The sequence below is a fragment of the Aeromonas sp. ASNIH2 genome (assembly GCF_002934795.1).
Taxonomy (GTDB): domain Bacteria; phylum Pseudomonadota; class Gammaproteobacteria; order Enterobacterales; family Aeromonadaceae; genus Aeromonas; species Aeromonas caviae.
The window spans coordinates 3,233,203-3,255,173 of record NZ_CP026406.1 but is presented as its reverse complement, the minus strand read 5'-3'; the positions used below and the strand labels follow the sequence as shown (position 1 = coordinate 3,255,173).

Below are 21,971 nucleotides of genomic sequence, written 5' to 3'. Positions count from 1 at the left end.
AAAAAGTAAACGCATAGGGGCGCAGTATGACGCAACGTGACACCGAAAAACAGCCTTTAGGGGTGCAAGCCACACCGATAGGTGACGCGGTTCAACCGCAAGTTGACGCACTGGCAGAAGTGCTGCGCCAGTTGGAAACCATCAAACAGAGCCTTGCGCTCACCATGCTGCCGGCCATTCCGCTGGACGCCTTCCTCACCATGCTGCGGGACGAACTCAAGTTCGACCTGCCACTGCGCACCGCCCAGGACATGATCAGCGACGGGCGCCTGCCCATCGTTCCCAAACTGCGTGCTGGCGATAAGCCATGGGTCAATCTGCACCGCTGGCGCGAGATGACCAAGGAGCCGGAACACTACTTCAAGTTCGTTCATGAGAACTCCCGTCGTCGTGTGGCCAAGGATTCGACCAGCAAGTCGCGCCAGCGCGCTGCTGCTTGACCTAACGGTAGCGATTGAGCACAGGGGGATAAAGTGTCAAACCAGCGCACTCGTTCACACAGCCACTTTGCAGGGGCCTGCGACCTGTTCAAGCAGGCGCACAATATCAGCCAATTGGCTGAAACCATCGGCATGTCACACCACGTGCTGCACAACAAATTCAACCCGGCGTGTGAGCGGCACAACCTGACTGCGCACGATCTCATCGCCCTCTACCACGCCACCGGCGACGACACCCTGTTTGATGGCATGCTGTTTGACTGCCAACTGACCGCCGTTCGTCTGCCGGATGCCGCCCAGGTTGCCCCAGAGGCCCGCGCCCAGCAGGCGCTCAATGCAGGGGCCCAGATCCTGGGCGTCACGGCCCAGGCCACCACTCTCCTCGCCGGTGACCGCGTCACCAAGTCACACCGAAACACCGTCGTCACCGGCATCTGGGCAGGCATCGAGCACCTTGTGTTGCTGGCTACCGAGGTCGAGGACCGCTTTCACGCCATCCCCAGCCTTGCGTGCGCTGCTGATATGGCCCGCGCCGCCATCGGCGCATAGGAGACCAGACCATGAGATTGATTTGCCCCCACTGCGGTTACCACGCGAATACCCGAAACTCCACCAAAATGAGCCCGCTGACAGGCCACGCCTATTACGCCTGCAGCAATGTCGACTGCGGCCACACCTTCAAGGCGGCGTTTGAAATCGTCGGCACCATCAGCCCATCCGCCATGCCCAATCCGGCCATCGTGCTGCCGTCCTGCAAGGGCGTGGGCAAAAACCACAAAACCATGTCGAAGAGCGTCCCGCTCAAGGAGTCAGCATGAAACTGCGCGCCGAGCAGCCGGGGCTGATCCCGCTGCCGTTTTTGCTGTTCAACCGCGCCACCGTCGTCACCAGCGGTGACGAGCCGGTGATGCGCAACACCACCCGTTTCGACGGCAGTTATCTGGAAGACAGCCAGGGCCGCCGTGGCGCGCTGCGCTTCCAGCCGTGCCATCAACCTCGCCCGCACTGGCTGACCAAGCTGCTGCAGGCATAACCGGAGGGCCGCCCCATGAACACCGCACAGATTTTCGAGCTCGTTCAACAGCCCAGCGCCGCAGAGGTGGCGCTGGCAGAGATGCGCGCCCAGTTCGGCCGCAATGGGGCGGCCAGCCGCTGGTCACGCCTGCCGACCCGGGCCCGCGCCGTCATCTGTTACGCCGCCGGGGTGTCGACCACCCAAGCCGGGCGCGAGCTGGACCAGTTCGACTTTGACCAACAAGAGGCGATCCGCCTCGCCATGGGTGAGCTGATGGCAACCCTGCATGAGTTTGATGGCGGCGTGCTGCACCGCCGCGAGTGGCACCGCACCACCCGCCGTATTGAGGGGCCGACCCGCAGCGAGCAGGAACAGGCAGAACACGAGAACAAGCGCCGGGCCGAGCTCAACAAGCAGGCCGGCATGTTGGAAAGCCGCAGAGCGGTTTTGCAGAAGGTGGCCGGAAGCGGCCAATAAAAAACCCCGCTATCGGTGTTGGCGCACCAGCGGGGCTTTCAATCAATCAGCGAGGAAAACCTCATGAACAATCTTACAGCAGAACAGGCGATCCGCAAAGTCGCGAACAGCCTCATCAATACCCACCGTCCCCAGCTCGGGGCATGCCACAGCCTCGCCGTCGAGGCGAGCCTCGAAGCCCTGGCCGAACTGGCCGACGAGCTGGCCCTGCTCGACATCTACGCCGAGCTGACCAAGCGCCTCGAGATCCTGCGTGGTGGCCAGCGCCCCCACATCATCGGCGTGGACATGGCCAGCGGCCCAGACAGCACCGCGATATTCCAGCCGCCCTTTGCTCATGAGCTGCAAGGGGGTGCCCTGTGACTGACGACATGTTCGAGCTGGAGCCGCGGGTCGATGAGCTGGGTGGCGCCGAATCTGGACCCGCCCATATGCAGCCGCCCGCACCGGTCAGCCCACTGACCAAGCACTGGGAAGCAGCGCAGGAGGAGTTCAACACCTCGGGCAGTGATGCCCGTCGAAACCGCAACATCGCCCAGGAGTTGCTGGCCCTGGGCGCCATCCGCGCCGTGTATTGGCTGGCGCTGGGTGGCGGTGAAGTCGCACTGGCCAAAGAGATCGCCGAGTGGTGGGCCGAGTGCGAGCCACTCCACGGACTGGGGGAGACCATCAAATGATCCACGACTTCTGGCTCGATGCCATGTTGAGCGACGCGGCGCGCCGCCGGGAATACCAACTCGAATTACTGGATGCCCGTCGCCGTCCCTGCCGCCCCCACCGATATATCAAAACCCTGCTGGTCATGGTGCGCTCTGCCCGCCGTTGCGAACGCCAATCTGCCGCCCGTCTGCGCCAGTCATACAACGGAGGCGCCATCTAATGACTCACCAAAAACCAGCCGGGCTTGCCCCGGCTTTGGGCATCGCGCGCCCTGCAAACAGCCATATCGTGACGCTGGAGCCCTGCACCAAGTGCCGCCAGATGGCGGTTTGTCTGCCGGTTGCGGGCCGACACGGTCGCCGCTCTTACCCCTACTGCGTCGAAACCTGCTGGCCGCTGGCCCGCGCCGCCAGTGAAACCGTGGTGAAGACCGTCCCGGCCAACGCCCGCCCCTCAATGCGCTGCAGTTGTTGCGGCGAGTTCGGCCATGTGCGCCCGGTCATCCTCTCCGGCAACCGCATGACCAGTCTGTTTTTCTGCGAGTCCACCTGCTGGTCTGATCGGCTCGCCACCCTCGACATGGTACCGACCTGCTCCACCTGCGGCCGGTACCTGCAACCCAACGAGTATGTGAACGGCAAGTGCGGGGTGTGTAAATGATGGACGCCATCACCAACCTGCACGGCATCCAACTCCCCCAGCACTACCTGGTCGGGCACCACGCCATCAACATGGCCGGGGCGGCCGAACAACTGGCCCGCATCGAGTGGCACGTTGCCAAGCCGCTGGCCGCGACCTTCCTGCGCCGCTACCCGGCCAATCCCAAGACCGCCAACATCTGGCTGCGCCGCATGGTCGACGCCTGCGCCGCCGCACAGAGCCGGTTCCCGGTACCGGTGATCGACCTGCGCAACGACGTGCGCCGCGAGCTGGTTGCCGCCGAGTGGGCCCGTCGCTGCCAGCAACTGCTGGCGGCGGCGGGCCATGAGCGCACCGCCACGGAGCTGCTGGCCGATATCGGGGCCCAGGCCAAGGCGTGGCACTTCTGCCCTCCCCTCCCCATTCACCCGCGTACCAAGGTGGAGCGCCTGCTGCGCCGCCCTCTGAGCCAGAAAGAGCGGGATGATCTGGCTGACGAGGTGGACAAGTTCGAAGGGGCCGCCGCCAGCCTGCTGGTGCGCCTGCTCGACGAGTCGTGGTGGCTGCGCAAGATCAACCGCGCCTGGGCCATCTACTGCGAGCTGATTGCCATCCTCACCGGACAGGTGCGCAAGGGGGTCAGCCCCTACGCCAGTGCGCACGCCGTGCGTGAGTTCACCCAGCGTAAAGCAGCCCAGCAAGCCTGGATGGCTGGCATGAGCGCCGTCAACGAAGAGCTGGGGCAAGAGATTGACCTGGTCGATGCGGTGATGGGCTCGGTCGCCAACCCCGAGATCCGCCGTCATGAGCTGATGGTGCGCATGCGGGGCTTTGAAGACATGGCACAGGAGCAGGGCAAACTGGGCTTGTTCCTGACGCTGACCGCCCCCTCCAGCTATCACGCCTGGCGCCAGGGCAGCAAAGACAAGGCGAAGACCTACCAGAATGAGAAGTTCAACGGCGCCTGCCCGACCGAGACCAACCGCCTGCTGTGCAAACAGTGGGCCCGCTTTCGTGCCGCCTTGGCCCGCGAGGGGATCATGGCCTTCGGTTTTCGGGTGGTGGAACCGCACCACGATGGCACCCCGCACTGGCATTGCCTGCTGTTTATCAACCCCGAGCACCAACGCGACTTTCTGACCCTGCTTGCCTACCACTTCACCGCCGCCGAACGGGCAGAGCTCAAGATGCCCAACGGCGACCAGCTCGATGCGCTGGCCGAGATGAAAATCCGCAACAAGATGCCGCGCATCAAGAGGCTGCTCGATGTGAGCAGCCCGGCGGTGGTCAAGGCCATCAACCCCCGGGTGAATTGGAAGGAGATCGACCCAACCCAGGGCAGCGCCACCGGCTACATCGCCAAGTACATCGCCAAGAACATCGACGGCCACAAGGTCGGGATGGATTACGAGGCCGAGGCCCCGGTCGACCACACCACCATCGCGGTCGCGGCCTGGGCGAGCTGTTGGCGTATACGCCAGTTTCAGCAGATAGGCGGCCCTGCCGTGAGCGTATGGCGCGAACTGCGCCGCCTGGGGGACGAGGTGATCGAGTGGGATTGCATCCTGGAAGCCGCCCGCGCCGCCGCCGACAACAACCGCTGGGGCGACTTTATCAACGCCATGGGCGGCATTGACCTGCCCCGCAAAGAGCACCTGATCCGCCTCTCCAAGCGCCTCGATGAAGCCGCCAACAAGTATGGCGAGGATGTGCTGCGCCTGATGGGGGTGATCACCGACATCGGCATGACCACCGCCGTCACCCGCACCGAGGGCTGGCAGATAGTGCGCAAGGGGGTCAACGGGTCGGGTTTGGGCGAGCAGCGCGAGCCTGCAGTGGGCGAGCGCAGCGAGTTGCACTCAGGCGGCGGCAGCCGCCCCCCTCGGAGTTCTGTCAATAACTGTACGAAAGGATCCAAATCAGGGGTTAGAGGATCCACTCTGGCTAAAGAGCTGGCCCGAATGGGGCTTGATGAGAGCAACGCCGCCCTGCTGCTGCACGGCAGCATCATCCACGCCGACGGCCAATATGTGCGACTGGTCGGCGATCGGCTGATTGTGACCCGCAACTGGCCGGGTGCTGGCGATGCGGTGGCCGACCAGCTGACCGCCGAGGTCGAGGCAGAGCAGGCCAGCAACCGGGCCGCCAGCAGCAACACGCTGAAACAGCAGGCCCGCGAGCTGATGCACTCCGGTGGCAACGTCACGGAATGGCTGGCCGCCCTGCCGCTGGCCCAGGCCGAAGAGGCGGTCGCCATCTTCACCCGCCTGCTGGATGACGAAGAGGACCGGGCCAGTTACCAGCCCACAGAACAGGAGCAGGCCCGCGTCGCGAGCATGCAAGCCGACAACGACCGCCATCAGGCGGATATTGCCAAGGCGCGGGCGCGCCTGGGCTTTAACTGAGGGAATGAAGATGAGAAACGTAATGCTGGATCTGGAAACCATGGGCAAAGGCCCGCGCGCGGCCATCGTCACCATAGGAGCTGTGTTCTTTGACCCGATGACAGGTGAGCTGGGCGCCGAGTTTGAGGCGCATATCGACCTACGAGATAGCGCAAAGTTTGGGGAGATAGACCCTGACACCGTGCTGTGGTGGCTGGGGCAGAGTGATGAAGCACGCGCGGCCATTGCCTATAACGTAGATGGCGAAAAGCGGATGGCGCTTCTCCAGGCACTGCAAAAGTTTCAGGAGTGGCTGATGCAAGAAGGCAAGCGCCCCTGTGTATGGGGTAACGGTGCTGGGTTTGACTGCACCATCATGGCCAGCGCCTATGATGCGGTGAACAAAGTGCGTTTTATTGGCTACTGGAACGGATTTAAGGATCGGGATGTGCGCACCGTTGTTGATATGGGGCGTGACCTTCTGGGCTTTGACCCTAAGAAAGACATGCCATTCGAGGGTGTGGCCCATCGCGCGCTGGACGACGCCAAGCATCAGGCCCGCTATGTCGGCGCCATCTATCAGCGGATGCAGGCAGCGATCAACAGCTGCGGCATGGTAGGGGGTGCGGCATGAAAACTATCAACTGGAATCAGGCCAGCGAACTGGGCCTTATCGTTCGCATCAACCGCGAGATTCTGCACCCGCTGGGTCTGTCAATGAGCCGCGATCCAAAGGGCCAGAAGCAAAGCTTTGTGGTATTCGGGATACAGGCACCAGAGGCAGATAGCTCGAAGCCATCAATGCAACACATTGAGATGCTGGCTGCTGCGCTGGTTGCACAGGCACAGGAACTCAGAGACTGCGGGCCGGCAGAGTGGTCATCGTTCAGCGACATGGTCGAGGGCGCGCTCAACAATATCCGGGTCGATGTGGGGGTGCTGCGTGACTGACATCATCAGCCGCGGCGACGTCGAACGCCTGCTGCCACTCTGCCAGCAGCTTTGGTCCACCATCAAGCAGCACCCGCCGGGATCGGCGGGTCGTGCCGCTATCACCAGCACGCTCGACAGCATGCCGGCCACTGACCGTCATATCTGTGATCTGCTGCTCGACCGCATGGAGCGGGTCATCCGGTTCGAGGATGCCTGGTTCCCCTTCTACCAGGGCGAGCTGGACACCATCACCCCACCCAAGAAGGCAAAGCGGGTGCTGCCTGTCGGCCCAGCTCCCAAGCAGGTATGGAAGGCCACCCGGGCGCGACAGGGGGCGTTTACCAGAAGGAGGGCTGTATGAGCAAACCAAAGGAGGCGAAGGATCGAAAACAGGCCCAGCGTGCGAGGCAGGCCGCACTCGGCATCAAGCGGGTCGAAGTAGCCCTCTCCACCCGTGAGCGCGAGCAACTTGAGCACCTATGCCGGGCGCGCGCCGGATCCGGCGAGCCCTACAGCGCCGACGAGTACATCAGTACCCTGCTGCGCCGCGACTGGGAACGCTGGCAGCAACAACAAGCAGAGCTGGCCGCGCAGACCTGCCCGAACTGCGAATGCGCTCTGCCTGCTGGATGCGGCGGTGCATTCAAAGGGCAGCAAGAGTGCTGGCACACCGCCGGGGATAAAACCATCACGCTGTAACCGAGCACATTATAAAAGTCAGTGAAGTGTGACCGGTCACAAAGTCATAGGATTGGCCGGTCACATTGCGGCGAGTACCATGGCCGAGGGTCATGCTTAAGGGGAAAATAATGAGCACTTATCCGCAAAGAGTTCGTGACAACATCCTTCCATTGTCTGTTGGAAGTACGTTGCCAGAGGCATTCGAAGAATGGACGTTCACCGAGCACACAGAAGATCATGAGCAACCCATAGAAACCTGCCAACTATGTGAGCAAGAGTCGCTGCGTTATCACTTCGAGATTCGAAACAGCCTTACAGGGAACACCCTATGGGTTGGTTCCCACTGCATCCTGAAGTTTGGCCTCTCAGTTTTCGAAAATGGTCGCAGGCTCTCAGCGAGCGATGCCAAGAAAAAGCTGGCACGACTAACGCAACAAATGCATCAGCAATCTTGCATTAAGTCACTGGAGACCCTGGCCAAAGCAGAGAACGATGAGCGACTGATAGGTGCTCTCGATTACTACAGAAAGAACCATTATCTAACCCCAAAGTACGCATTCATCGTGCTGTGGCGGCTCCAGTGTCACAAAATCGACCACAGCCCATCTTTCTTCAAGGTCAATCTCAAGCGGGATAAGTACCAGCAAGACCTTTCCGCCATGAAGCTAAGTCACGTTCATACCATCTGGCCTGCTCTCTCCTCGACACAGAGATCCATGGCAATACGCTTCGGACACACTCCGCCGTCAGATGAAAGGATCTGACGGAAAGTGAAGGATCGCGGAGAGGATCTAGAATCCCGCGCGCGGCCAGCGCTGGCGCGGGGAGCCGTTTCCCGACCACAGTCGTTCACCTGCATGATTTTCCACACATAAAGCGGGCAGGCGAGGCGGGGTCTTGCGGCGCGCTCTCGCTGCGCGGCAGGGTCCCAACCCCCCAGTCGGCCACGCCAGCGAGCGCAGGGCGCACGTGCTGGATCCGGCCTTGCGGGCTGCGTGGGTTTGAAGCGCGATCGCACAGCAAGCCGCTAGTGTACGTATGCGTGGGGTGACTGAGGCAATGCCTGAACTTTGGCCGGTCAGGTGCTGCCTGGCCAGTGACAGGGCAAAAGAAAACCCCGCATGATGGCGGGGTTGTCGGGATGGGCTGGCCGGGTCAGCGCCGCTGATCACCCTGGCTGGCCGGTTCGGTACCGGCGGCGAGCTTGTACGGATTGAACCTGATGATCTCCTCCCCTGCCCAGTCGTTCATCGCCAGCAGGCTGGCCTTGATGCTGTCGATCTCGTTGACGTCGAACACCTGGGCAGCCTCCGTCACATTGCCAAACCCGCCAGTGCTGTTCGGCATCACCCCCATCAGCTGGGGCGGTACCCGATGAGTGGCCAGCTGGTCATCCCGGCTCACGTTCTTGATGCTCAAGAAGTCATCCTTGGCCGCCACCTCGGCCACCGGGATCAACTTCACCCCGTCCTTGCTGCCGCCAGGCGTGTAGAGCAGCAGGTTGCGGAAGTTGCCGGGCCCCTTGCTCTGGCGCAGCGCCTCTTTAAGGTCCTTGATATCCTGCTCGTTCTGCGTTGGGTCGGTGATGTGCATGATGAAGCCGGCATGGCTGCCGTTCTCATAGTACCGGCGACGAAACAGGGTGGCTGACTCGTTCAGCAGGGTCGAATTCAACCCGCCCACATAGTCGGGGATGCCGTAGATCTCCTGGTTGATGTCGCTCTCCATCACGTGTCCCACCCGACCTGCAGGCAGCTCCTGCTCCTGGCCGGGTTGGGCAATCCACCAATACTGGTTCAGATCCAGCCCGCGCCGGGTGTACTTGGCGCGCAGATGGTCATAGCGCAGCACCCCGCCGATCCGGTTCTGCACCGCCTGCAGGTAGCCGTTGCCAAAAATCAGATAGTCCAGTGCCAGCCCGGTAAAGCCTGCCAGGCTCAGTTTCGGATGAGGGATAAAGCACGAGCGCAGGATGTTGCGCTTCACCTGGATGGCCGAGGCATGGTGCACCCCGGCCCGATAGACCCGTGATAGCCCGTTGAGGGAGAGCGGCGGCTCATACCAGCGGCCGTTGTGCATTGACTCCAGGTAATCGAATACCTCCCGCTGCGATAAAACCGGTACCGGCTCGCCAAAGGTGAATGCCTCCATGGATCTTCCGGGTTGTTGGGTTGCCATCACCGGTGGCGTGGGGGATGAAGAGGGTCGACGAGTACGGCGTTTGCTCATTAGAAAAACTCCATAGAACTGGTATTGGCACCGTTGGCACCTGCCAGCGGCTCATGTAAAAGGGCCTGCATCGTTGCCCAGGCAATATCGGCGTGGCTGATCTCCTCGGAGCGGCTGGCCTCAAAGGTCGGCATCCTGCCGCTAGCCGTTAACCCTCGACGGATACTCATAAACGCTTGGGCCAAGTCAGTAAAACCGCTGTCAAACTCCAGCCGCCCCTTGTTCATCACATCCTGCGCCTTCATCACCATCTGCATTTTTACGTTGGCGCTGTACTGAATTGCAGTCACCGCGGGATAGAACTGGCGCACCAATTGCAAAACGCCCTCCCCGATACCCGTTGAGTCGATGCCGATATAGGTAACGTTGTAGCGATCGCACATGGCCCGGATGGCCTTAGCCTGCGCATCAAAGTCCATCCCGCTCCAGCGGTGGCGCTCCAGCACCCGGAACTTGCCGCCCGGTGCAGCCGGCGGGGCCAGCACGGCGCAGCCCGCGCTATCACCCTTACCGCCCTTGGCCGGGTCATAACCGATCCACACAGCGCGGTTGCCAAGTGGACGCAATGCGTGAGGTTTGTAGTCCTCCCACAACTCCCAGCTGTCGACCATACAACGCTGCAGGGTAGCGAGCGGGAACACGCTGGCCGTGTCGTCCATGAACTCGCACATCAGCAGGTTGCTGTATTCATCATCGGAATACTCACTACGCAGCTGCTCCAGATCGAACAGGTCGCAGCCGCCGAGCACCGCATCCTCGACAGTGACAATCTGCCGCCATTGGCCATCGGCACAGAGCTTGCCGCCAGACAGATTGGCGTGACTCAGATCTATCTCGACCCGGTCGGCCTTGGCCTTGCCCCGGTTGAAATTGGCGCCGGACCAGAACGCATAGGCGGGATGGGAGAGGCTGGACGGGGTGGAAATGTAGGTCTGGCGCCACTTCTTGTGCATCGCCATACCAGAGGCCACCTTGCGGAACTCAAGAAAGCCATGGATCCAGAAATACTCATCCATGTAGATGTTGCCGTGGTAACTCTGGGCGGTGCGGGCGTTGGTACCAAGAAAATACATGTGCGCCCCGTTCGGCAGCACCATGGGGTCACCTTTCAGCTCAACCCCCTCCTCCTTGGCAAACTGGATGATGTACTGCTTGAACACATGGGCCTGCGCCTTGCTGGCAGACAAGAAAATCTGATTACGCCCGGTCACCAGGGCATCAATGAACGCCTCGAAGGCAAAGAAGTAAGTGGCCCCAATCTGGCGCGACTTGAGCAGATCGCGGATCCGGTGCAGCTTGCCAGCTTCGTACCAGGTGCGTTGATAGCCAAACATGGTCGACTCGAACCGCTCGATTAACCGCTCTTGCTGCTCGGGCTCTACCACATTGCGCTCGGGCGCCTTCTTCGGCCCCTTGTTGCGGTTCGCCACCTTGGGATTGAGGTCGGTTTCATTGCCGCCATTGCTGTATTTGTTGACCCGGGCGATGCGCTCCAACTGCCTGCCAAGCAGGTCAATCTCCTTGAAGTCGCCGCCGCTCTTCACATCCTTGGCGATCAACTGGCACATCCGCGCCTCAATGGCGAAGTCGACCCGGTCAATGGGTTTGATGTCATCCCAGCCGTCGCGCTTCTTCCAGGTCGAGACTGTCCCCTCCGGCGTCTGCAGCAATTCAGCAATGGCGCGGAGCGGGTAGCCCTGAAAGAACAGGTGCATGGCCTGCCGTCTGGGTTCGATATGGGGGAAAAGTAAGGGTGCTGTCGTCATGGCGCCAGTCTACCCAGCCGCTACCGCTCCAAACTCCACCGCGCCAGTGTGCCAGCGCCGTACACACTGGCCGCCGATTGCACGATCCCGCCTGTCACCAAGACCATAACCGCGACATCACCACCCAATCACAAAAGGGATCCCAGCTCATGGCTAAGTCCAAATTTTTCCGTGTTGCCGTCGAAGGGGGCACGACCGATGGCCGCACCATCACCCGCGAATGGATTGAACAGATGGCCAAGCGCTATAACCAGTCCACCTATGGCGCCCGGGTCAATATGGAACACATCCGGGGCTATGACCCGACCGGTCAGTTCAAGATGTACGGCGACATCACCGCCGCCAAGACCGAAGAGGTCGATATGGAAGGTGAAAAGCGCCTGGCCCTGTTCGTGCAAATCGACCCAACCCCTGAACTGGTCGAACTGAACAAGAAGCGTCAGAAGGTGTTCACCTCTGTCGAAATTCACCCCAACCTGAACGAGAAAGGCGCCTACCTGATGGGGCTGGCCGTTACCGACAGCCCGGCCAGTCTCGGCACCGAAATGCTCCAGTTCTGCAGCAAGGCATCGACCAACCCGCTGGCCGAGCGCAAGCAGTACAAGGAATGCCTGTTCACCGAAGCGCTGGAAACCGTCATCGAATTCGAAGACGAAGCCGACAAAGGCCCCACCCTGGCCGAGCGCATCACATCCATATTCAGCAGCCACAAAAAGCAATCCACCGCGGATATCGGTGACGTGCATCAGGCCGTCGAAGCCGTGGCCAAAGAAGTGACCACCATCGACGCAGCCCTGCAGAAGAAGTTCACCGCACAGGCCGCCACCATCACCGAACTGACCAGCCAGCAGGAAGCCACCGCCAAAGCGCTGGCTGACCTCACCGCCAAGCTGGAAGGCCAGGAAGATTTCAGCCACAAGCGCCAGCCCGCCACCGGCGACAAAGGCTCCACCATCGAAACCGACTGCTAAGGACCATGCCTAATGCGTAACGAAACCCGCCAGAAGTTCAACGCGTTCACCGGCCAGCTGGCCAAACTCAACGCCATCACCAGCGCCATGGTGCAGTTCAACGTGCAGCCCAGCGTCCAGCAGACCCTGGAAACCAAAATGCAGGAGTCGGTCGAATTCCTGCAAATGATCAACGTCATCCCGGTACCGGATATGAAGGGGCAAAAGGTCGGTATCGGTATCGGCAGCACCATCGCTGGCCGCACCAATACCAGCGACAAAGACCGCGAGCCCAATGACCCGAGCGCCCTCTATCCGCATGACTACGAGTGCGCAAAGACCAACTACGACACCAGTCTGGGTTACAACAAGCTGGATATCTGGGCCAAGTTCCCCGACTTCCAGACCCGCATCCGCGACGCTATCCTCAAACGCCAGGGGCTCGACCGCATCATGATTGGCTGGCACGGCACCAGCGTGGCGGCAGATACCAACCGCACCACCCACCCCATGCTGGAAGACGTCAACATAGGCTGGCTGCAACACATCCGTGTGGATGCACCGGCCAAAGTGATGGATGAAGGTACCGAAGGCTCCGGCAAGATCTACATCTACCAACCGAAGGGGGAGGCCGACACCAAAGAAGGGGACTACCACAACCTCGACGCCCTGGTGTTCGATGCCGTTAACGAGGCTATCGCCCCCTGGTATCAAGACGACACCGATCTGGTGGTCATCTGCGGTCGCAAACTGCTGGCCGACAAATACTTCCCCATCATCAATAACGCCGACAACAACCAGGACAAGCTGGCCGGTCAGGTGCTGGTGAGCCAGAAGCAGATTGGCGGCCTCAAAGCCGTGCGCGTCCCCTTCTTCCCGGATGACGCCATGCTGATCACCACGCTGGAAAACCTGTCCATCTACTGGCAGGAAGGCGCCCGCCGCCGTCACATCGAGGAAGAGCCCAAGCGCGACCGTATCGTCAACTACGAAAGCTCCAACGATGCCTACGTGGTAGAGGATTACGACTGCGTCGCCCTGATCGAAAACATCGTCATCGGGCCGAAACCGGCCGCTGGCGGTTAAGGGGGCGACATGACATCACCTGCCCGTCGCAACCGCGAACGCAAACTGGCCGCCCTGCAAGGGGCGGCCAATCCTCAGTTCGACCAACAACGCGCCAATGCCTACGAGCTGCAGCTGATGCAGCTGGCCGAACACCGCCGCACCCTCAAGGGCATCCAGAGCATCGAGCGCAAGATCGACGCCAAGCGCACCATGCTGCCGGTCTACAAGCCGTGGATTGACGGACTGCTTGCCGCTAATCGCGGCGGCCAAGATGACGTCCTTGTGACCATCATGCTCTGGACCCTCGACACCGGCGATCTGGAAGGTGCCCTACCCATGGCGTCCTACGTGATCCGCCATGGGCTCAGTACCCCCGATCGCTACGAGCGCACGGCCGCCACCATGATCGCCGAAGAGGTCGCCGACACCGCCATCAAACAACAAGAAGCCGCCGCGGGTCCATCAACGTCGTTGCTAGGCCAATACATGGCCCTGCTGCACGGTAGCGACATCTTCGACCAGGTGCGCGCCAAGCTGCTCAAGGCAGTAGGGCGCGCCTGCCTCGCCGATGGGCGCAAGCAACTAGCCGCCGAGCACTACCGCCGCGCCATCGAACTACACGACAAGGTCGGCATCAAGAAAGAGCTCGAAGTGCTCGAGCGTGAACTGAAAAAAGAACAGCAGCCCGACGCCCAAGGCGGCGGCAGCTAACCGAGCGAACCCCGCACCCTGGGCGGCTCGGGCCTGACGAATGCCAGCGGCATACCAGACGGCCCGACCACCGCCCAACCTGCGGATAAACAAACACAGGAGCCCCATGAGCACCGGATTCATTGCCAATGCCCCCACGTCGCCAGCCGAAGGGGAGATAGACTCCAGCCCCTTCTGGCCGGCGATCTCGCTGCCTGACCTGCGCGAGACAGTCCGGCTCGATGGCACCGTCACCACGGCCCGCCTCAAGCATGCCGTGATCGACGCCATCACCAGCGTCAACCGGGATCTGGCTGACTGGCGCCGCGCCCGTCAGGCAGAAGGGCACGCCACTCTGGCCGCCGTCCCGAGCGAGGTCATCAATGGCGAATCGGTGCACCTGCACAGCTACCGGCGCGCCGTCTACGCCATGACTCGCGCCAACCTGCTAGAGCGTTACACCGACTACAGCGCCACCGGTGACGGCGCCAAAGGGGCGGATGCCAAAGTCATCAGCTCTGACGACCTCTACCGCGACGCCCGCTTTGCCATCCGCGACATCCTCGGCACCACCCATAACACGGTGGAGCTGATCTGATGCAACTGCGCAGCCAGCAGGGCGACACCCTCGATCTCATCCTGTTCCGGCACTACGGCTATACCGCAGGCATCACCGAGCAGGTGCTCGCACTCAACCCCGGTTTGGCCGCGCTCGGCCCCATCCTCCCGACCGGAACCCTCATCACAATGCCAGCGGCCCCCACCCAGGCCGAGCAGCCGCTGATCCAGCTATGGAACTGACCATGAGCCGCCTCGACGACGAACTCGAACGACTGGCCGACATCAGCGAGCAGCAACTGGCTGCCCGCATCCACGCCGCCCGCATCAGTGGCACCGGCCCGCACTACTGCATCGACTGCGAAAACACCATCCCGCAGGCGCGCCGTGAAGCGATCCGGGGCTGCGAACGCTGCGCCGAGTGCCAGACCATCCACGAATTTCAAACCGCTCGCCACTACGGCAGCAAACGATAGGAGAGCACGATGCCAGAACCCATTTCATCCAGTGCAGCAACCAGCACCCTGAGCGCCTTGGCGTTGCTGTCCCTCTTCCCGGGCGTTGACCCCGGCGTCCTGCTCGGTGCATTCGCCGGGGCGCTGGTGTTCATCGCCACCACCGCCGAGCTGGGCAACCTGCGCAAGGCGGGCCTGTTCGTTGCCGCCTTCGTGGCGGGCGCGCTGGCTGCGCCACTGGTTGCCGCCATGCTGGCCAGCGTGCTGCCGCTCAGTGTCGAAGTGCCCAGGGCCGTCGGCGCAATGCTGGCCTCGGCGCTGGCCGTCCACCTGTTGCAGTGGATCCTGCGCAAAACGCCGGAAGACCTGCTCAGACTTCGCAAAGGGGGCTGATATGCACCAACAAGACAGTAAAGCCTTCTCCAAGGTCTTGTGGATTGTGGGGCTACTGAAAGTTGTTGAGAAATCAGCGTGGCAATGGGCAGCTGTCTGCTTGTTGTTGATGTTGGTTGAACTTTTGAGAGGCGCACCATTCAACCCGCTGAATTCCTTCGTAACGTCGGTCGTTTGCGCATTAGCTTGCGCATTCGTAATTGAACTGACGCGAGTGGTAATCCAGTTCATCAAATGGGCTCGGCGTAAGCGCCAAGCCTGCAAAGGGGGCTGACATGCTGACCATCCTCTACGCCATGATCTGCGCCGCCATCGCCCTGCGAGTGGCTACCTTCAACCGCAATGGGGGCGACTATCGCCCCCTGCCGGCCCTGTTGGCATGGGTCATCACCGTCGCCGCTGGGTCCGTGCCGCTGCGCGTCCTGCTCGGTGTCATGCCCGCGCCAGATCCAGCCGCGGTGCTGCTGGCCGCCGTACTGCTCACAGCCCTGATCGGTTCTCGCGGATCCGTCATGCGCCTGCTTCCGCGCCGTCGTCAGCAACCAACCACCGCCAGCCATCTGAACGGGAGGTTTCAACCATGAGCCTGAAAAAAGGGGATACCGGCGCCGCCGTCGCCGACCTGCAGCGTCGCCTGGCCAAAGCCGGTTATCCGCTCGATCCGGATGGCTGGTTTGGCGATGCCACCGAGCGCGCCCTGCTCGCCTTTCAGCGGGACTACATGATCACCGCCATCGGCCAGGCTGGCCCCCGCACCATGGCCGCCCTGCTCGGCAGCGAGCGGGGCAACCAGTTGCGCATCGGCGACATGCAGGCTGGCGCTGACCTGCTGGGCCTGCCGCTGGCCACCATGGCCACCGTCGCCCAGGTCGAGAGCATCGGCGAGGGGTTCACCACCGACATGCGCCCGGTGGTGCTGTTCGAGCGGCATGTGTTCTACAAGCAGCTCACCCAGCACCTGGGCAAGGCCGCCGCCGACCAGATGGCCGCCCATTACCCCAACCTGGTCAACCCCAAGCGCGGCGGCTATGCGGGCGGGGCGGCCGAGTGGGAGCGGCTGCAACTCGCCATCAGCCTGCACCGGGATGCCGCCATCGAGTCGGCCAGTTGGGGGATGTTCCAGATCATGGGCTACCACTGGCAAGCGCTCGGCTTTGCCTGCGCCAGCGACTGGATGGGTGCCATGCAGCGCAGCGAGGTCGAACACCTCACCGCCCTGTGCCGCTTCATCCAGCAAGATCCCGCCATGCACAAGGCCCTGCAGGGTCGAAAGTGGGCTGACTTTGCCCGCCGCTACAACGGCCCGGCCTACAAGGACAATGACTACGACACCAAGCTCGCCAAGGCATACGACCACTTTGCCAAGGTCTACCCGGTGAAGGAGGTGGCGGATGTGGCGTAGCCTCCTGCGCTCCCCCCTCACCTGGTTGCTGCTGGCCTTGGCCATCGCCTTGGCCGGCTGGGGCTGGTCGGCTCGTTCTGCGGCGACCGCCAAGGGCCAAGTCTCCACCCTGCAAAGCGACCTCAACGCAGCCAACGACAAGGCCGTTGAGGCCGAGCGGCGGGAGAAGACCAAAGACGGGGCCATAGACACCCTCACCGGCGAGCTGGACGCCCAGGCAACCGCCGCCGCCACGCTGCAACGCCAGCTTGGCGATCTGACCATCACGGCCGCCACCCGGGCCGACACCATCAAGAGGCTCAAACGTGAAAATGCTGAACTCAAGGAGTGGGCTGATCGCCCTCTGCCTGATCCTGTTGTCAGGCTGCTCCAGCGCCCCGCCCTCACCGGCGCCGCAGATTATCAGGCTCACCTGTCCAGCCCCGGCGCCCTGCCAACTGCCACCGGCCAGCCCGGCCAATAACGGCGACCTCATGGATCAGCTGACCCAGACCGAGGCCGCCTGGGCCACCTGCGCCGCCCAGGTCGATAGCCTCATCACCTGCCAGCAACGACACCAGAACGGGAGGGAGCATGGAAAAGCCAAAACAGATCCGTGAGGTGCTGCAGCAGTGCGTCCCGCTGCTGCGCCAGAACCCGGATCACATGATGATATTCGTCGACAAGGGCAAGCTGGTTGCCACCGGCGCCGCCAGCCTGTCGTTTGAATACCAGTACGAACTGACCATCATCGTGGCCGACTTTGCCCAGAACGTGAACACCGTCATGGTGCCGCTGCTGGCGTGGATCAGGCAGTACCAGCCAGAACTGATGATGAACAGCGACAAGCGCGAAAACGCCATGCGGTTCGAAGTCGAGATCCAGAACAACGAAACCTGCGACATCGAAATCAAATTGCCGCTGACCGAGCGGGTCAAGGTTTGGAAGGATGAGCAGGGCCTGCACTTCGAACACCTGCCAGAACCGCCAGAAGACCCCTACGACGGCATCACCTGGGAACTGTTTATCAACGGGGAATATCAGCCATGGCCGCCGATCTCGACCGACTGACCCACTTTGCCGCCAGGGTAGAGCTGATCCGGGCCAACCTGTCACAACGGGAACTGGCCCGCTTTGCCGACGACATGGCAAAAGAGATGCGCGAGAGCAACGCCGCGCGCATCAAGGCCAACGTCACCCCCTCCGGCGAACAGATGGACCCGCGCAAGCCGCAGCGGGGCAACAGTGAAATCAAATTCATCTACTCCATGAGTGGCACCGAAGTCCGTCATCTAAAGAGTTGGCGCGGCACCCGCAGCCAAATCACAGGCTTCGACATCATGCGCGGCGCCATTCGCACCTTCAAACGATCCCGCATCAAGCGCTTCATCAAGGTCGATGCAGGCAAGGGCGACGCCATCAACAAGAGCAAACTCAAGCGCAAGATGTTCTCCCGCCTCATTAAATCCAAGTGGCTCAAGGCCAAGGGCTACAGCGATCGCGCCGAGGTCTACTTTGCCAGCACCGCCGAAAAGGTGGCCCATATCCACCACTACGGCCTGAAAGACAAAGGCAGCAAGGGGCAAGACATCCAGTACCCAGAACGGCCCCTGCTGGGCATGGATGCCAAAGACATCGACAAGGTCGAAGACCTGCTGCTCGCCCAACTCACCAAAGGACTATAACCACCGCCGCCAGTGTGCCAGCGCCGTACACACTGGCCGCCCCTCGCCTTACTCGCCATTGCCCAAAACAATGGCCCCATGCAACCGACCCCGACCGAACTCCAACGCCTGATCGACAACCTGATCCGCATCGGCACCGTCACCGCCGTGCGCTCAGGGGAATGTCGCGTCAAGACCGGCGACCTCATCACCAACTGGCGGCCCTACGCAACTGCGCGGGCCGGGAAGAATCGCACCCGCCATCGCCTCTCCATTGGCGAACAGGTGCTGATGCTCTCGGTCAGCGGCGATTTGCGCAATGCCTACATCGTCGGTCCCATCCACTGCGACGCCTTCCCTGAACCGCTGGCAGGCGATGACAATCCGGACCTCGACCGCACCGAATACAGCGATGGCGCCATCATCGAATACAACCCGGCCACCGGCGCGCTCAACGCCACCGGCATCAAGACCGCCACCCTCTCGGCCTCCGTTACCGTCAAGCTGATCACCCCCATGGTGGAATGCACCCAGGCACTCAAGGTCGGTTCGACCATCGAGGCGGGCGGCAAGATCACCGCTCCCACCGCCAAGATTGGCGGCATCGAGGTGACCACCCACAAGCACGGCAACGTCAGCACCGGCAGCGGCACATCCGGGGGCCCGCAATGAACTGGCTCGGCATGAATGCAGCCTCTGGCCGCGCCATCAGCGCCACCGACCACATCGTGCAGTCGGTGCGCGACATCCTCATCACCCCGGTGGGTTCCCGGGTCATGCGCCGCGACTACGGCAGCGAGCTGTTTTACCTCATCGACCAGCCACAGCATCAGGCCACCCGCCTGCGCCTGATGGCCGCCACCGTGCAGGCCCTCATCAACTGGGACCCGCGCATCACCATCACCCGGGTCGATGTGCTGGGCGGCGGCATGGATGGCGCCCTCACCGTCGAGCTCACCTGGCAGCGCAAAGACGGCGGCGCGCCGGGTACCGGAACAGAGAGCGCCACTATTGCCATTCCCACAGGAGCCGCCAGTTGAGCACCATCACCCTCTCCCAACTGCCCCAGCCCGATGTGATCGAGCTGCTCGATTTCGAAACCATCCTGGCCGAGCGCAAGGCCTATTTCGTCAGCCTCTACCCGGCTGACCAACAAGCCAGCGTCGAAGCCACCCTGGCCCTCGAATCAGAACCCATCACCAAGCTGCTGCAAGAGAATGCCTATCGCGAACTCATCCTGCGCCAGCGCATCAACGAAGCCGCCGTCGCCAACATGCTGGCATGGGCCAAGGGGAGCGATCTCGACAACCTGGTGGCCAACTGGAAAGTCACCCGCCTCACCATCCAGCCGGGTGACCCCACCGCCACACCGCCGGTACCGGAAATCAAAGAAGATGACGAGGCGCTGATCCTGCGTGCCCTGATGGCGTGGGATGGCCTCAGCGTGGCGGGCCCGACGGGCGCCTATGAGTATTTCGCCCTCTCGGCTGACGGTAAGGTGGCTGACGCCAAAGGGTCCAGCCCAGCGCCCGCCGAGGCGCTAGTCACCATCCTCAGCACCGAGGGGAACGGCAGCGCCGATGCGGCGTTGATCACCAAAGTCACCCAAGCCCTGAGCCAGGAAGACAGGCGCCCGGTGGCCGACCGGCTCACGGTGCAGAGCGCTGGCATCATCAACTACACCATCACCGCCAAGCTGCACATCGACAGTCAGGGGGCCGAGGTGGATGTGATCCTGCAGGCTGCCCGCGAACAGCTCGCCGCCTTTATCAATCACCGCCGCCGCATCGGGGTCGAGGTGCCGCGCTCCGCCATCGATGCCGCCCTGCACGTGCAGGGCGTGCGCAAGGTCGAGCTGACAGGCTGGGTCGACATCACCCCGAGCGCCACCCAGGCCGCCTACTGCACCGGCTTCACCGTGGAGCGGGCACCATGACCACCCTGCTGCCACCCAGCACCAGCCGCACCGAACGCAACCTGGCCACGGCGGGCGCCGCAGCCCAGCAGTTGCCAATCCCATTACGCACGCTCTGGTCACCCTGGACGTGCCCCGCTCACCTGCTGCCCTATCTGGCTGCCAGCTGGAGTGTTGATCGCTGGGATGACAACTGGCCAGAGGCCACCAAGCGCCAGGTCATTGCCAACAGCTACTTCGTGCACAGCCGCAAGGGCACCATCGGCGCCATCCGCCGGGTGGTGGAACCGCTGGGCTATCTGATCCGGGTGTTGGAATGGTGGCAGGAGACGCCCGCCGCCACCCGGGGCACCTTCAAGCTCGACATCGGGGTGCTCGATACCGGCATCACCGAAGCCATGTATCAGGAGCTGGAGCGGCTGATCGCCGACGCCAAGCCCATGACCCGCCACATGACGGGCCTCGCCATCAGCATGGAAACCCGCGGCCAGATCTACATGGCCGCCGCCTGCTACCTGGGCGACGAGTTGACCATCTACCCCTACAGCCCTGGCGTTATTGAAGTCAGTGGCCAAGCGTGGCACGGCGGCATCACCCACACCATCGACACCATGACCATTCAACCGCAACAGACAGGAGGTGCTGCTTGAGCGCTATCTACTTCGCCATCCTCACCGATGCCGGCAAGGCCAAAATTGCAAACGCCCTCGCGCTGGGCGTGCCGCTGAAAATCACCAACATGGCCGTCGGCGATGGCAACGGTCAGCCCGTCACGCCAAACGCCGCCCAGACAGCACTGGTCAGGGAGCGGCGGCGCGCACCCATCAACACCCTGTTTCAAGACCCCACCAACCAGTCGCAGTTGGTCGCTGAGCAAATCATTCCGGAAGACGTGGGGGATTGGTGGATCCGTGAAATAGGTGTGTTCTCGGAAGATGGCACCCTGGTGGCCATCGCCAACTGCCCCGACACCTACAAGCCACTGCTCAGCAGTGGCGCGGGCCGCACCCAGGTGATCCGCATCGTGCTCATAGTCAGCGACACCAGCGCGGTAGAGCTCAAGATTGACCCGGCCGTGGTACTGGCAACCCGCAAGTATGTCGATGACCTGATTGCCGCCCACAAACAAAGCCGCGACCACCCGGATGCCAGTGAGACAGCCAAGGGTTTTACCCGCTATGCCACCCAGGCCGAAGTGAATGAGACTGTCACCGCCAATCAGAAAGCCGATGCCGTTGTCACGGCGAAAACCTTGTGGGGCTGGGTCAAGCAGGCCAGTGAAAGCGTGCTCGGCATGATGAAGGTGGCGACTCAAGTGCAGACGGATGCGGGGGCAGCAGATGATGTGGCAGTCACCCCCAAGAAGCTGCGCGCCGGGTTTGCAGCATCCTTTGCCACTGCCGGGTATCTTGCATTTCCGACATGGATGGGTGGGATGATCATTCAGTGGGGGACAGTCATTGGGTCTTCGTCTGGCCCCGCAACCTACCCGTTCCCAATAGCATTCCCAACTGCTTGCCTGTGCATCTGCGGGTCGATGGCAAAGGTATCGGGCAGCGCCCGTGGCGCTGCTGTAATTGTGTCTAGATCCCAATATCAGGTGTCCGCATTATTGGCTCCCAACACGTACTACGAGGATCAGATTGCGTGGATTGCGATTGGGAAATAAGCAG

General features: G+C 62.1%; 36 protein-coding genes. 34 read left to right on the top strand and 2 right to left on the bottom strand.

Annotation, left to right across the window (positions count from 1 at the left end):
- Positions 1–26: 26 nt before the first annotated feature.
- The 15 genes from C3F36_RS15560 (at position 27) to C3F36_RS15490 (ending at position 7,993) form a co-directional block, all read left to right on the top strand.
- Complete coding sequence (locus tag C3F36_RS15560; protein ID WP_158656128.1) at positions 27–440, top strand: hypothetical protein; 414 nt, start codon at positions 27–29, stop codon at positions 438–440.
- Between the two features lie 33 nt (positions 441–473).
- A complete protein-coding gene (locus C3F36_RS15555) occupies positions 474–989 on the top strand; it encodes a phage regulatory CII family protein (RefSeq protein ID WP_104455399.1) in 516 nt (171 codons plus the stop codon).
- An 11-nt stretch (positions 990–1,000) separates the two neighbouring features.
- Positions 1,001–1,258: an ogr/Delta-like zinc finger family protein gene (locus C3F36_RS15550; protein ID WP_104455398.1), complete on the top strand. Its 258-nt coding sequence runs from the start codon at positions 1,001–1,003 to the stop codon at positions 1,256–1,258.
- Positions 1,255–1,473, top strand: a complete 219-nt coding sequence (locus tag C3F36_RS15545; RefSeq protein WP_104455397.1) for a hypothetical protein — start codon at positions 1,255–1,257, stop codon at positions 1,471–1,473. Before C3F36_RS15550 ends, C3F36_RS15545 begins: the two co-directional genes overlap by 4 nt.
- A 15-nt stretch (positions 1,474–1,488) precedes the next feature.
- Positions 1,489–1,932: a hypothetical protein gene (locus C3F36_RS15540; protein WP_104455396.1), complete on the top strand. Its 444-nt coding sequence runs from the start codon at positions 1,489–1,491 to the stop codon at positions 1,930–1,932.
- Positions 1,933–1,995: 63 nt separating this feature from the next.
- Positions 1,996–2,295 carry a hypothetical protein gene (locus tag C3F36_RS15535; protein WP_104455395.1) on the top strand — a complete coding sequence of 100 codons (300 nt, stop codon included), beginning with the start codon at positions 1,996–1,998 and terminating at the stop codon, positions 2,293–2,295.
- Entirely contained in the window at positions 2,292–2,609 is a 318-nt protein-coding gene (locus C3F36_RS15530) for a hypothetical protein (protein WP_104455394.1), read from the top strand. The genes C3F36_RS15535 and C3F36_RS15530 overlap by 4 nt, the downstream gene beginning before the upstream one ends.
- Entirely contained in the window at positions 2,606–2,812 is a 207-nt protein-coding gene (locus C3F36_RS15525) for a hypothetical protein (protein WP_104455393.1), read from the top strand. Before C3F36_RS15530 ends, C3F36_RS15525 begins: the two co-directional genes overlap by 4 nt.
- Positions 2,812–3,252 (top strand): hypothetical protein, encoded by a 441-nt coding sequence (locus C3F36_RS15520; RefSeq protein ID WP_233759660.1) that lies wholly within the window; start codon positions 2,812–2,814, stop codon positions 3,250–3,252. The genes C3F36_RS15525 and C3F36_RS15520 overlap by 1 nt, the downstream gene beginning before the upstream one ends.
- Positions 3,249–5,636 carry a replication endonuclease gene (locus C3F36_RS15515; protein ID WP_104455392.1) on the top strand — a complete coding sequence of 796 codons (2,388 nt, stop codon included), beginning with the start codon at positions 3,249–3,251 and terminating at the stop codon, positions 5,634–5,636. The genes C3F36_RS15520 and C3F36_RS15515 overlap by 4 nt, the downstream gene beginning before the upstream one ends.
- 22 nt (positions 5,637–5,658) lie before the next feature.
- The gene (locus C3F36_RS15510) at positions 5,659–6,249 is read left to right on the top strand and encodes a 3'-5' exonuclease (RefSeq protein ID WP_199769606.1); all 591 of its coding nucleotides are present in this window, start codon (positions 5,659–5,661) and stop codon (positions 6,247–6,249) included.
- Complete coding sequence (locus tag C3F36_RS15505) at positions 6,246–6,566, top strand: DUF7415 domain-containing protein (protein WP_104455390.1); 321 nt, start codon at positions 6,246–6,248, stop codon at positions 6,564–6,566. Before C3F36_RS15510 ends, C3F36_RS15505 begins: the two co-directional genes overlap by 4 nt.
- A complete protein-coding gene (locus tag C3F36_RS15500; RefSeq protein WP_104455389.1) occupies positions 6,559–6,909 on the top strand; it encodes a hypothetical protein in 351 nt (116 codons plus the stop codon). The genes C3F36_RS15505 and C3F36_RS15500 overlap by 8 nt, the downstream gene beginning before the upstream one ends.
- Positions 6,906–7,247, top strand: a complete 342-nt coding sequence (locus tag C3F36_RS15495) for a hypothetical protein (RefSeq protein WP_104455388.1) — start codon at positions 6,906–6,908, stop codon at positions 7,245–7,247. The genes C3F36_RS15500 and C3F36_RS15495 overlap by 4 nt, the downstream gene beginning before the upstream one ends.
- 110 nt (positions 7,248–7,357) lie before the next feature.
- Positions 7,358–7,993 (top strand): hypothetical protein, encoded by a 636-nt coding sequence (locus tag C3F36_RS15490; RefSeq protein WP_104455387.1) that lies wholly within the window; start codon positions 7,358–7,360, stop codon positions 7,991–7,993.
- Positions 7,994–8,384: 391 nt separating this feature from the next.
- On the opposite strand, the gene C3F36_RS15485 is transcribed toward C3F36_RS15490, so the two are convergent.
- Together C3F36_RS15485 and C3F36_RS15480 are read right to left on the bottom strand one after the other, a co-directional pair.
- Positions 8,385–9,458 (bottom strand): phage portal protein, encoded by a 1,074-nt coding sequence (locus tag C3F36_RS15485; protein WP_199769605.1) that lies wholly within the window; start codon positions 9,456–9,458, stop codon positions 8,385–8,387.
- Positions 9,458–11,224 (bottom strand): terminase ATPase subunit family protein, encoded by a 1,767-nt coding sequence (locus tag C3F36_RS15480; RefSeq protein ID WP_104455385.1) that lies wholly within the window; start codon positions 11,222–11,224, stop codon positions 9,458–9,460. The genes C3F36_RS15485 and C3F36_RS15480 overlap by 1 nt, the downstream gene beginning before the upstream one ends.
- Before the next feature lie 149 nt (positions 11,225–11,373).
- Here C3F36_RS15480 and C3F36_RS15475 point away from each other — a divergent pair, with 149 nt between their 5' ends.
- The 19 genes from C3F36_RS15475 (at position 11,374) to C3F36_RS15390 (ending at position 21,967) form a co-directional block, all read left to right on the top strand.
- Positions 11,374–12,195 carry a GPO family capsid scaffolding protein gene (locus C3F36_RS15475; RefSeq protein WP_104455384.1) on the top strand — a complete coding sequence of 274 codons (822 nt, stop codon included), beginning with the start codon at positions 11,374–11,376 and terminating at the stop codon, positions 12,193–12,195.
- Between the two features lie 12 nt (positions 12,196–12,207).
- Entirely contained in the window at positions 12,208–13,260 is a 1,053-nt protein-coding gene (locus C3F36_RS15470; RefSeq protein ID WP_104455383.1) for a phage major capsid protein, P2 family, read from the top strand.
- A gap of 9 nt (positions 13,261–13,269) precedes the next feature.
- Positions 13,270–13,953 (top strand): phage terminase small subunit, encoded by a 684-nt coding sequence (gene gpM, locus C3F36_RS15465; protein WP_104455382.1) that lies wholly within the window; start codon positions 13,270–13,272, stop codon positions 13,951–13,953.
- A 106-nt stretch (positions 13,954–14,059) separates the two neighbouring features.
- Entirely contained in the window at positions 14,060–14,530 is a 471-nt protein-coding gene (locus C3F36_RS15460) for a head completion/stabilization protein (protein WP_104455381.1), read from the top strand.
- A complete protein-coding gene (locus tag C3F36_RS15455; protein WP_104455380.1) occupies positions 14,530–14,733 on the top strand; it encodes a tail protein X in 204 nt (67 codons plus the stop codon). Before C3F36_RS15460 ends, C3F36_RS15455 begins: the two co-directional genes overlap by 1 nt.
- Positions 14,734–14,735: 2 nt before the next feature.
- On the top strand, positions 14,736–14,966 hold the full coding sequence (locus C3F36_RS15450) for a TraR/DksA C4-type zinc finger protein (protein WP_193758501.1): 231 nt from the start codon (positions 14,736–14,738) through the stop codon (positions 14,964–14,966).
- Positions 14,967–14,975: 9 nt separating this feature from the next.
- Positions 14,976–15,338 carry a putative holin gene (locus tag C3F36_RS15445; protein WP_104455378.1) on the top strand — a complete coding sequence of 121 codons (363 nt, stop codon included), beginning with the start codon at positions 14,976–14,978 and terminating at the stop codon, positions 15,336–15,338.
- Position 15,339: 1 nt separating this feature from the next.
- Complete coding sequence (locus tag C3F36_RS15440) at positions 15,340–15,612, top strand: hypothetical protein (RefSeq protein WP_104455377.1); 273 nt, start codon at positions 15,340–15,342, stop codon at positions 15,610–15,612.
- Position 15,613: 1 nt separating this feature from the next.
- Positions 15,614–15,922 carry a phage holin family protein gene (locus C3F36_RS15435; RefSeq protein WP_104455376.1) on the top strand — a complete coding sequence of 103 codons (309 nt, stop codon included), beginning with the start codon at positions 15,614–15,616 and terminating at the stop codon, positions 15,920–15,922.
- Complete coding sequence (locus C3F36_RS15430; protein ID WP_104455375.1) at positions 15,919–16,740, top strand: N-acetylmuramidase domain-containing protein; 822 nt, start codon at positions 15,919–15,921, stop codon at positions 16,738–16,740. The genes C3F36_RS15435 and C3F36_RS15430 overlap by 4 nt, the downstream gene beginning before the upstream one ends.
- Entirely contained in the window at positions 16,730–17,203 is a 474-nt protein-coding gene (gene lysB / locus C3F36_RS15425) for an Rz-like lysis system protein LysB (RefSeq protein WP_104455374.1), read from the top strand. The genes C3F36_RS15430 and lysB overlap by 11 nt, the downstream gene beginning before the upstream one ends.
- On the top strand, positions 17,097–17,339 hold the full coding sequence (gene lysC / locus C3F36_RS23855) for an Rz1-like lysis system protein LysC (RefSeq protein WP_233759659.1): 243 nt from the start codon (positions 17,097–17,099) through the stop codon (positions 17,337–17,339). Before lysB ends, lysC begins: the two co-directional genes overlap by 107 nt.
- The gene (locus tag C3F36_RS15420; protein ID WP_048209095.1) at positions 17,314–17,790 is read left to right on the top strand and encodes a phage tail protein; all 477 of its coding nucleotides are present in this window, start codon (positions 17,314–17,316) and stop codon (positions 17,788–17,790) included. Before lysC ends, C3F36_RS15420 begins: the two co-directional genes overlap by 26 nt.
- Entirely contained in the window at positions 17,766–18,404 is a 639-nt protein-coding gene (locus tag C3F36_RS15415) for a phage virion morphogenesis protein (RefSeq protein WP_104455373.1), read from the top strand. Before C3F36_RS15420 ends, C3F36_RS15415 begins: the two co-directional genes overlap by 25 nt.
- Before the next feature lie 78 nt (positions 18,405–18,482).
- Positions 18,483–19,055 (top strand): phage baseplate assembly protein V, encoded by a 573-nt coding sequence (locus tag C3F36_RS15410; protein ID WP_104455372.1) that lies wholly within the window; start codon positions 18,483–18,485, stop codon positions 19,053–19,055.
- Positions 19,052–19,423: a GPW/gp25 family protein gene (locus tag C3F36_RS15405; protein WP_104455371.1), complete on the top strand. Its 372-nt coding sequence runs from the start codon at positions 19,052–19,054 to the stop codon at positions 19,421–19,423. The genes C3F36_RS15410 and C3F36_RS15405 overlap by 4 nt, the downstream gene beginning before the upstream one ends.
- The gene (locus C3F36_RS15400) at positions 19,420–20,319 is read left to right on the top strand and encodes a baseplate J/gp47 family protein (protein WP_104455370.1); all 900 of its coding nucleotides are present in this window, start codon (positions 19,420–19,422) and stop codon (positions 20,317–20,319) included. The genes C3F36_RS15405 and C3F36_RS15400 overlap by 4 nt, the downstream gene beginning before the upstream one ends.
- Positions 20,316–20,948 (top strand): phage tail protein I, encoded by a 633-nt coding sequence (locus C3F36_RS15395; RefSeq protein ID WP_104455369.1) that lies wholly within the window; start codon positions 20,316–20,318, stop codon positions 20,946–20,948. The genes C3F36_RS15400 and C3F36_RS15395 overlap by 4 nt, the downstream gene beginning before the upstream one ends.
- Positions 20,945–21,967 carry a phage tail protein gene (locus C3F36_RS15390; RefSeq protein ID WP_104455368.1) on the top strand — a complete coding sequence of 341 codons (1,023 nt, stop codon included), beginning with the start codon at positions 20,945–20,947 and terminating at the stop codon, positions 21,965–21,967. The genes C3F36_RS15395 and C3F36_RS15390 overlap by 4 nt, the downstream gene beginning before the upstream one ends.
- The last annotated feature ends 4 nt before the right edge of the window (positions 21,968–21,971 follow it).

What these genes read in the sequence shown, in the direction of transcription:
- C3F36_RS15560 (WP_158656128.1), top strand. Translation starts at nt 27, where the DNA reads ATGACGCAACGTGACACCGAAAAACAGCCTTTAGGGGTGCAAGCCACA.
- C3F36_RS15550 (WP_104455398.1), top strand. Translation starts at nt 1,001, where the DNA reads ATGAGATTGATTTGCCCCCACTGCGGTTACCACGCGAATACCCGAAAC.
- C3F36_RS15545 (WP_104455397.1), top strand. Translation starts at nt 1,255, where the DNA reads ATGAAACTGCGCGCCGAGCAGCCGGGGCTGATCCCGCTGCCGTTTTTG.
- C3F36_RS15540 (WP_104455396.1), top strand. Translation starts at nt 1,489, where the DNA reads ATGAACACCGCACAGATTTTCGAGCTCGTTCAACAGCCCAGCGCCGCA.
- C3F36_RS15535 (WP_104455395.1), top strand. Translation starts at nt 1,996, where the DNA reads ATGAACAATCTTACAGCAGAACAGGCGATCCGCAAAGTCGCGAACAGC.
- C3F36_RS15525 (WP_104455393.1), top strand. Translation starts at nt 2,606, where the DNA reads ATGATCCACGACTTCTGGCTCGATGCCATGTTGAGCGACGCGGCGCGC.
- C3F36_RS15520 (WP_233759660.1), top strand. Translation starts at nt 2,812, where the DNA reads ATGACTCACCAAAAACCAGCCGGGCTTGCCCCGGCTTTGGGCATCGCG.
- C3F36_RS15515 (WP_104455392.1), top strand. Translation starts at nt 3,249, where the DNA reads ATGATGGACGCCATCACCAACCTGCACGGCATCCAACTCCCCCAGCAC.
- C3F36_RS15510 (WP_199769606.1), top strand. Translation starts at nt 5,659, where the DNA reads ATGCTGGATCTGGAAACCATGGGCAAAGGCCCGCGCGCGGCCATCGTC.
- C3F36_RS15505 (WP_104455390.1), top strand. Translation starts at nt 6,246, where the DNA reads ATGAAAACTATCAACTGGAATCAGGCCAGCGAACTGGGCCTTATCGTT.
- C3F36_RS15495 (WP_104455388.1), top strand. Translation starts at nt 6,906, where the DNA reads ATGAGCAAACCAAAGGAGGCGAAGGATCGAAAACAGGCCCAGCGTGCG.
- C3F36_RS15490 (WP_104455387.1), top strand. Translation starts at nt 7,358, where the DNA reads ATGAGCACTTATCCGCAAAGAGTTCGTGACAACATCCTTCCATTGTCT.
- C3F36_RS15485 (WP_199769605.1), bottom strand. Translation starts at nt 9,458, where the DNA reads ATGAGCAAACGCCGTACTCGTCGACCCTCTTCATCCCCCACGCCACCG.
- C3F36_RS15480 (WP_104455385.1), bottom strand. Translation starts at nt 11,224, where the DNA reads ATGACGACAGCACCCTTACTTTTCCCCCATATCGAACCCAGACGGCAG.
- C3F36_RS15475 (WP_104455384.1), top strand. Translation starts at nt 11,374, where the DNA reads ATGGCTAAGTCCAAATTTTTCCGTGTTGCCGTCGAAGGGGGCACGACC.
- C3F36_RS15470 (WP_104455383.1), top strand. Translation starts at nt 12,208, where the DNA reads ATGCGTAACGAAACCCGCCAGAAGTTCAACGCGTTCACCGGCCAGCTG.
- gpM (WP_104455382.1), top strand. Translation starts at nt 13,270, where the DNA reads ATGACATCACCTGCCCGTCGCAACCGCGAACGCAAACTGGCCGCCCTG.
- C3F36_RS15460 (WP_104455381.1), top strand. Translation starts at nt 14,060, where the DNA reads ATGAGCACCGGATTCATTGCCAATGCCCCCACGTCGCCAGCCGAAGGG.
- C3F36_RS15455 (WP_104455380.1), top strand. Translation starts at nt 14,530, where the DNA reads ATGCAACTGCGCAGCCAGCAGGGCGACACCCTCGATCTCATCCTGTTC.
- C3F36_RS15450 (WP_193758501.1), top strand. Translation starts at nt 14,736, where the DNA reads ATGAGCCGCCTCGACGACGAACTCGAACGACTGGCCGACATCAGCGAG.
- C3F36_RS15445 (WP_104455378.1), top strand. Translation starts at nt 14,976, where the DNA reads ATGCCAGAACCCATTTCATCCAGTGCAGCAACCAGCACCCTGAGCGCC.
- C3F36_RS15440 (WP_104455377.1), top strand. Translation starts at nt 15,340, where the DNA reads ATGCACCAACAAGACAGTAAAGCCTTCTCCAAGGTCTTGTGGATTGTG.
- C3F36_RS15435 (WP_104455376.1), top strand. Translation starts at nt 15,614, where the DNA reads ATGCTGACCATCCTCTACGCCATGATCTGCGCCGCCATCGCCCTGCGA.
- C3F36_RS15430 (WP_104455375.1), top strand. Translation starts at nt 15,919, where the DNA reads ATGAGCCTGAAAAAAGGGGATACCGGCGCCGCCGTCGCCGACCTGCAG.
- lysB (WP_104455374.1), top strand. Translation starts at nt 16,730, where the DNA reads ATGTGGCGTAGCCTCCTGCGCTCCCCCCTCACCTGGTTGCTGCTGGCC.
- C3F36_RS15420 (WP_048209095.1), top strand. Translation starts at nt 17,314, where the DNA reads ATGGAAAAGCCAAAACAGATCCGTGAGGTGCTGCAGCAGTGCGTCCCG.
- C3F36_RS15415 (WP_104455373.1), top strand. Translation starts at nt 17,766, where the DNA reads ATGGCCGCCGATCTCGACCGACTGACCCACTTTGCCGCCAGGGTAGAG.
- C3F36_RS15410 (WP_104455372.1), top strand. Translation starts at nt 18,483, where the DNA reads ATGCAACCGACCCCGACCGAACTCCAACGCCTGATCGACAACCTGATC.
- C3F36_RS15405 (WP_104455371.1), top strand. Translation starts at nt 19,052, where the DNA reads ATGAACTGGCTCGGCATGAATGCAGCCTCTGGCCGCGCCATCAGCGCC.
- C3F36_RS15395 (WP_104455369.1), top strand. Translation starts at nt 20,316, where the DNA reads ATGACCACCCTGCTGCCACCCAGCACCAGCCGCACCGAACGCAACCTG.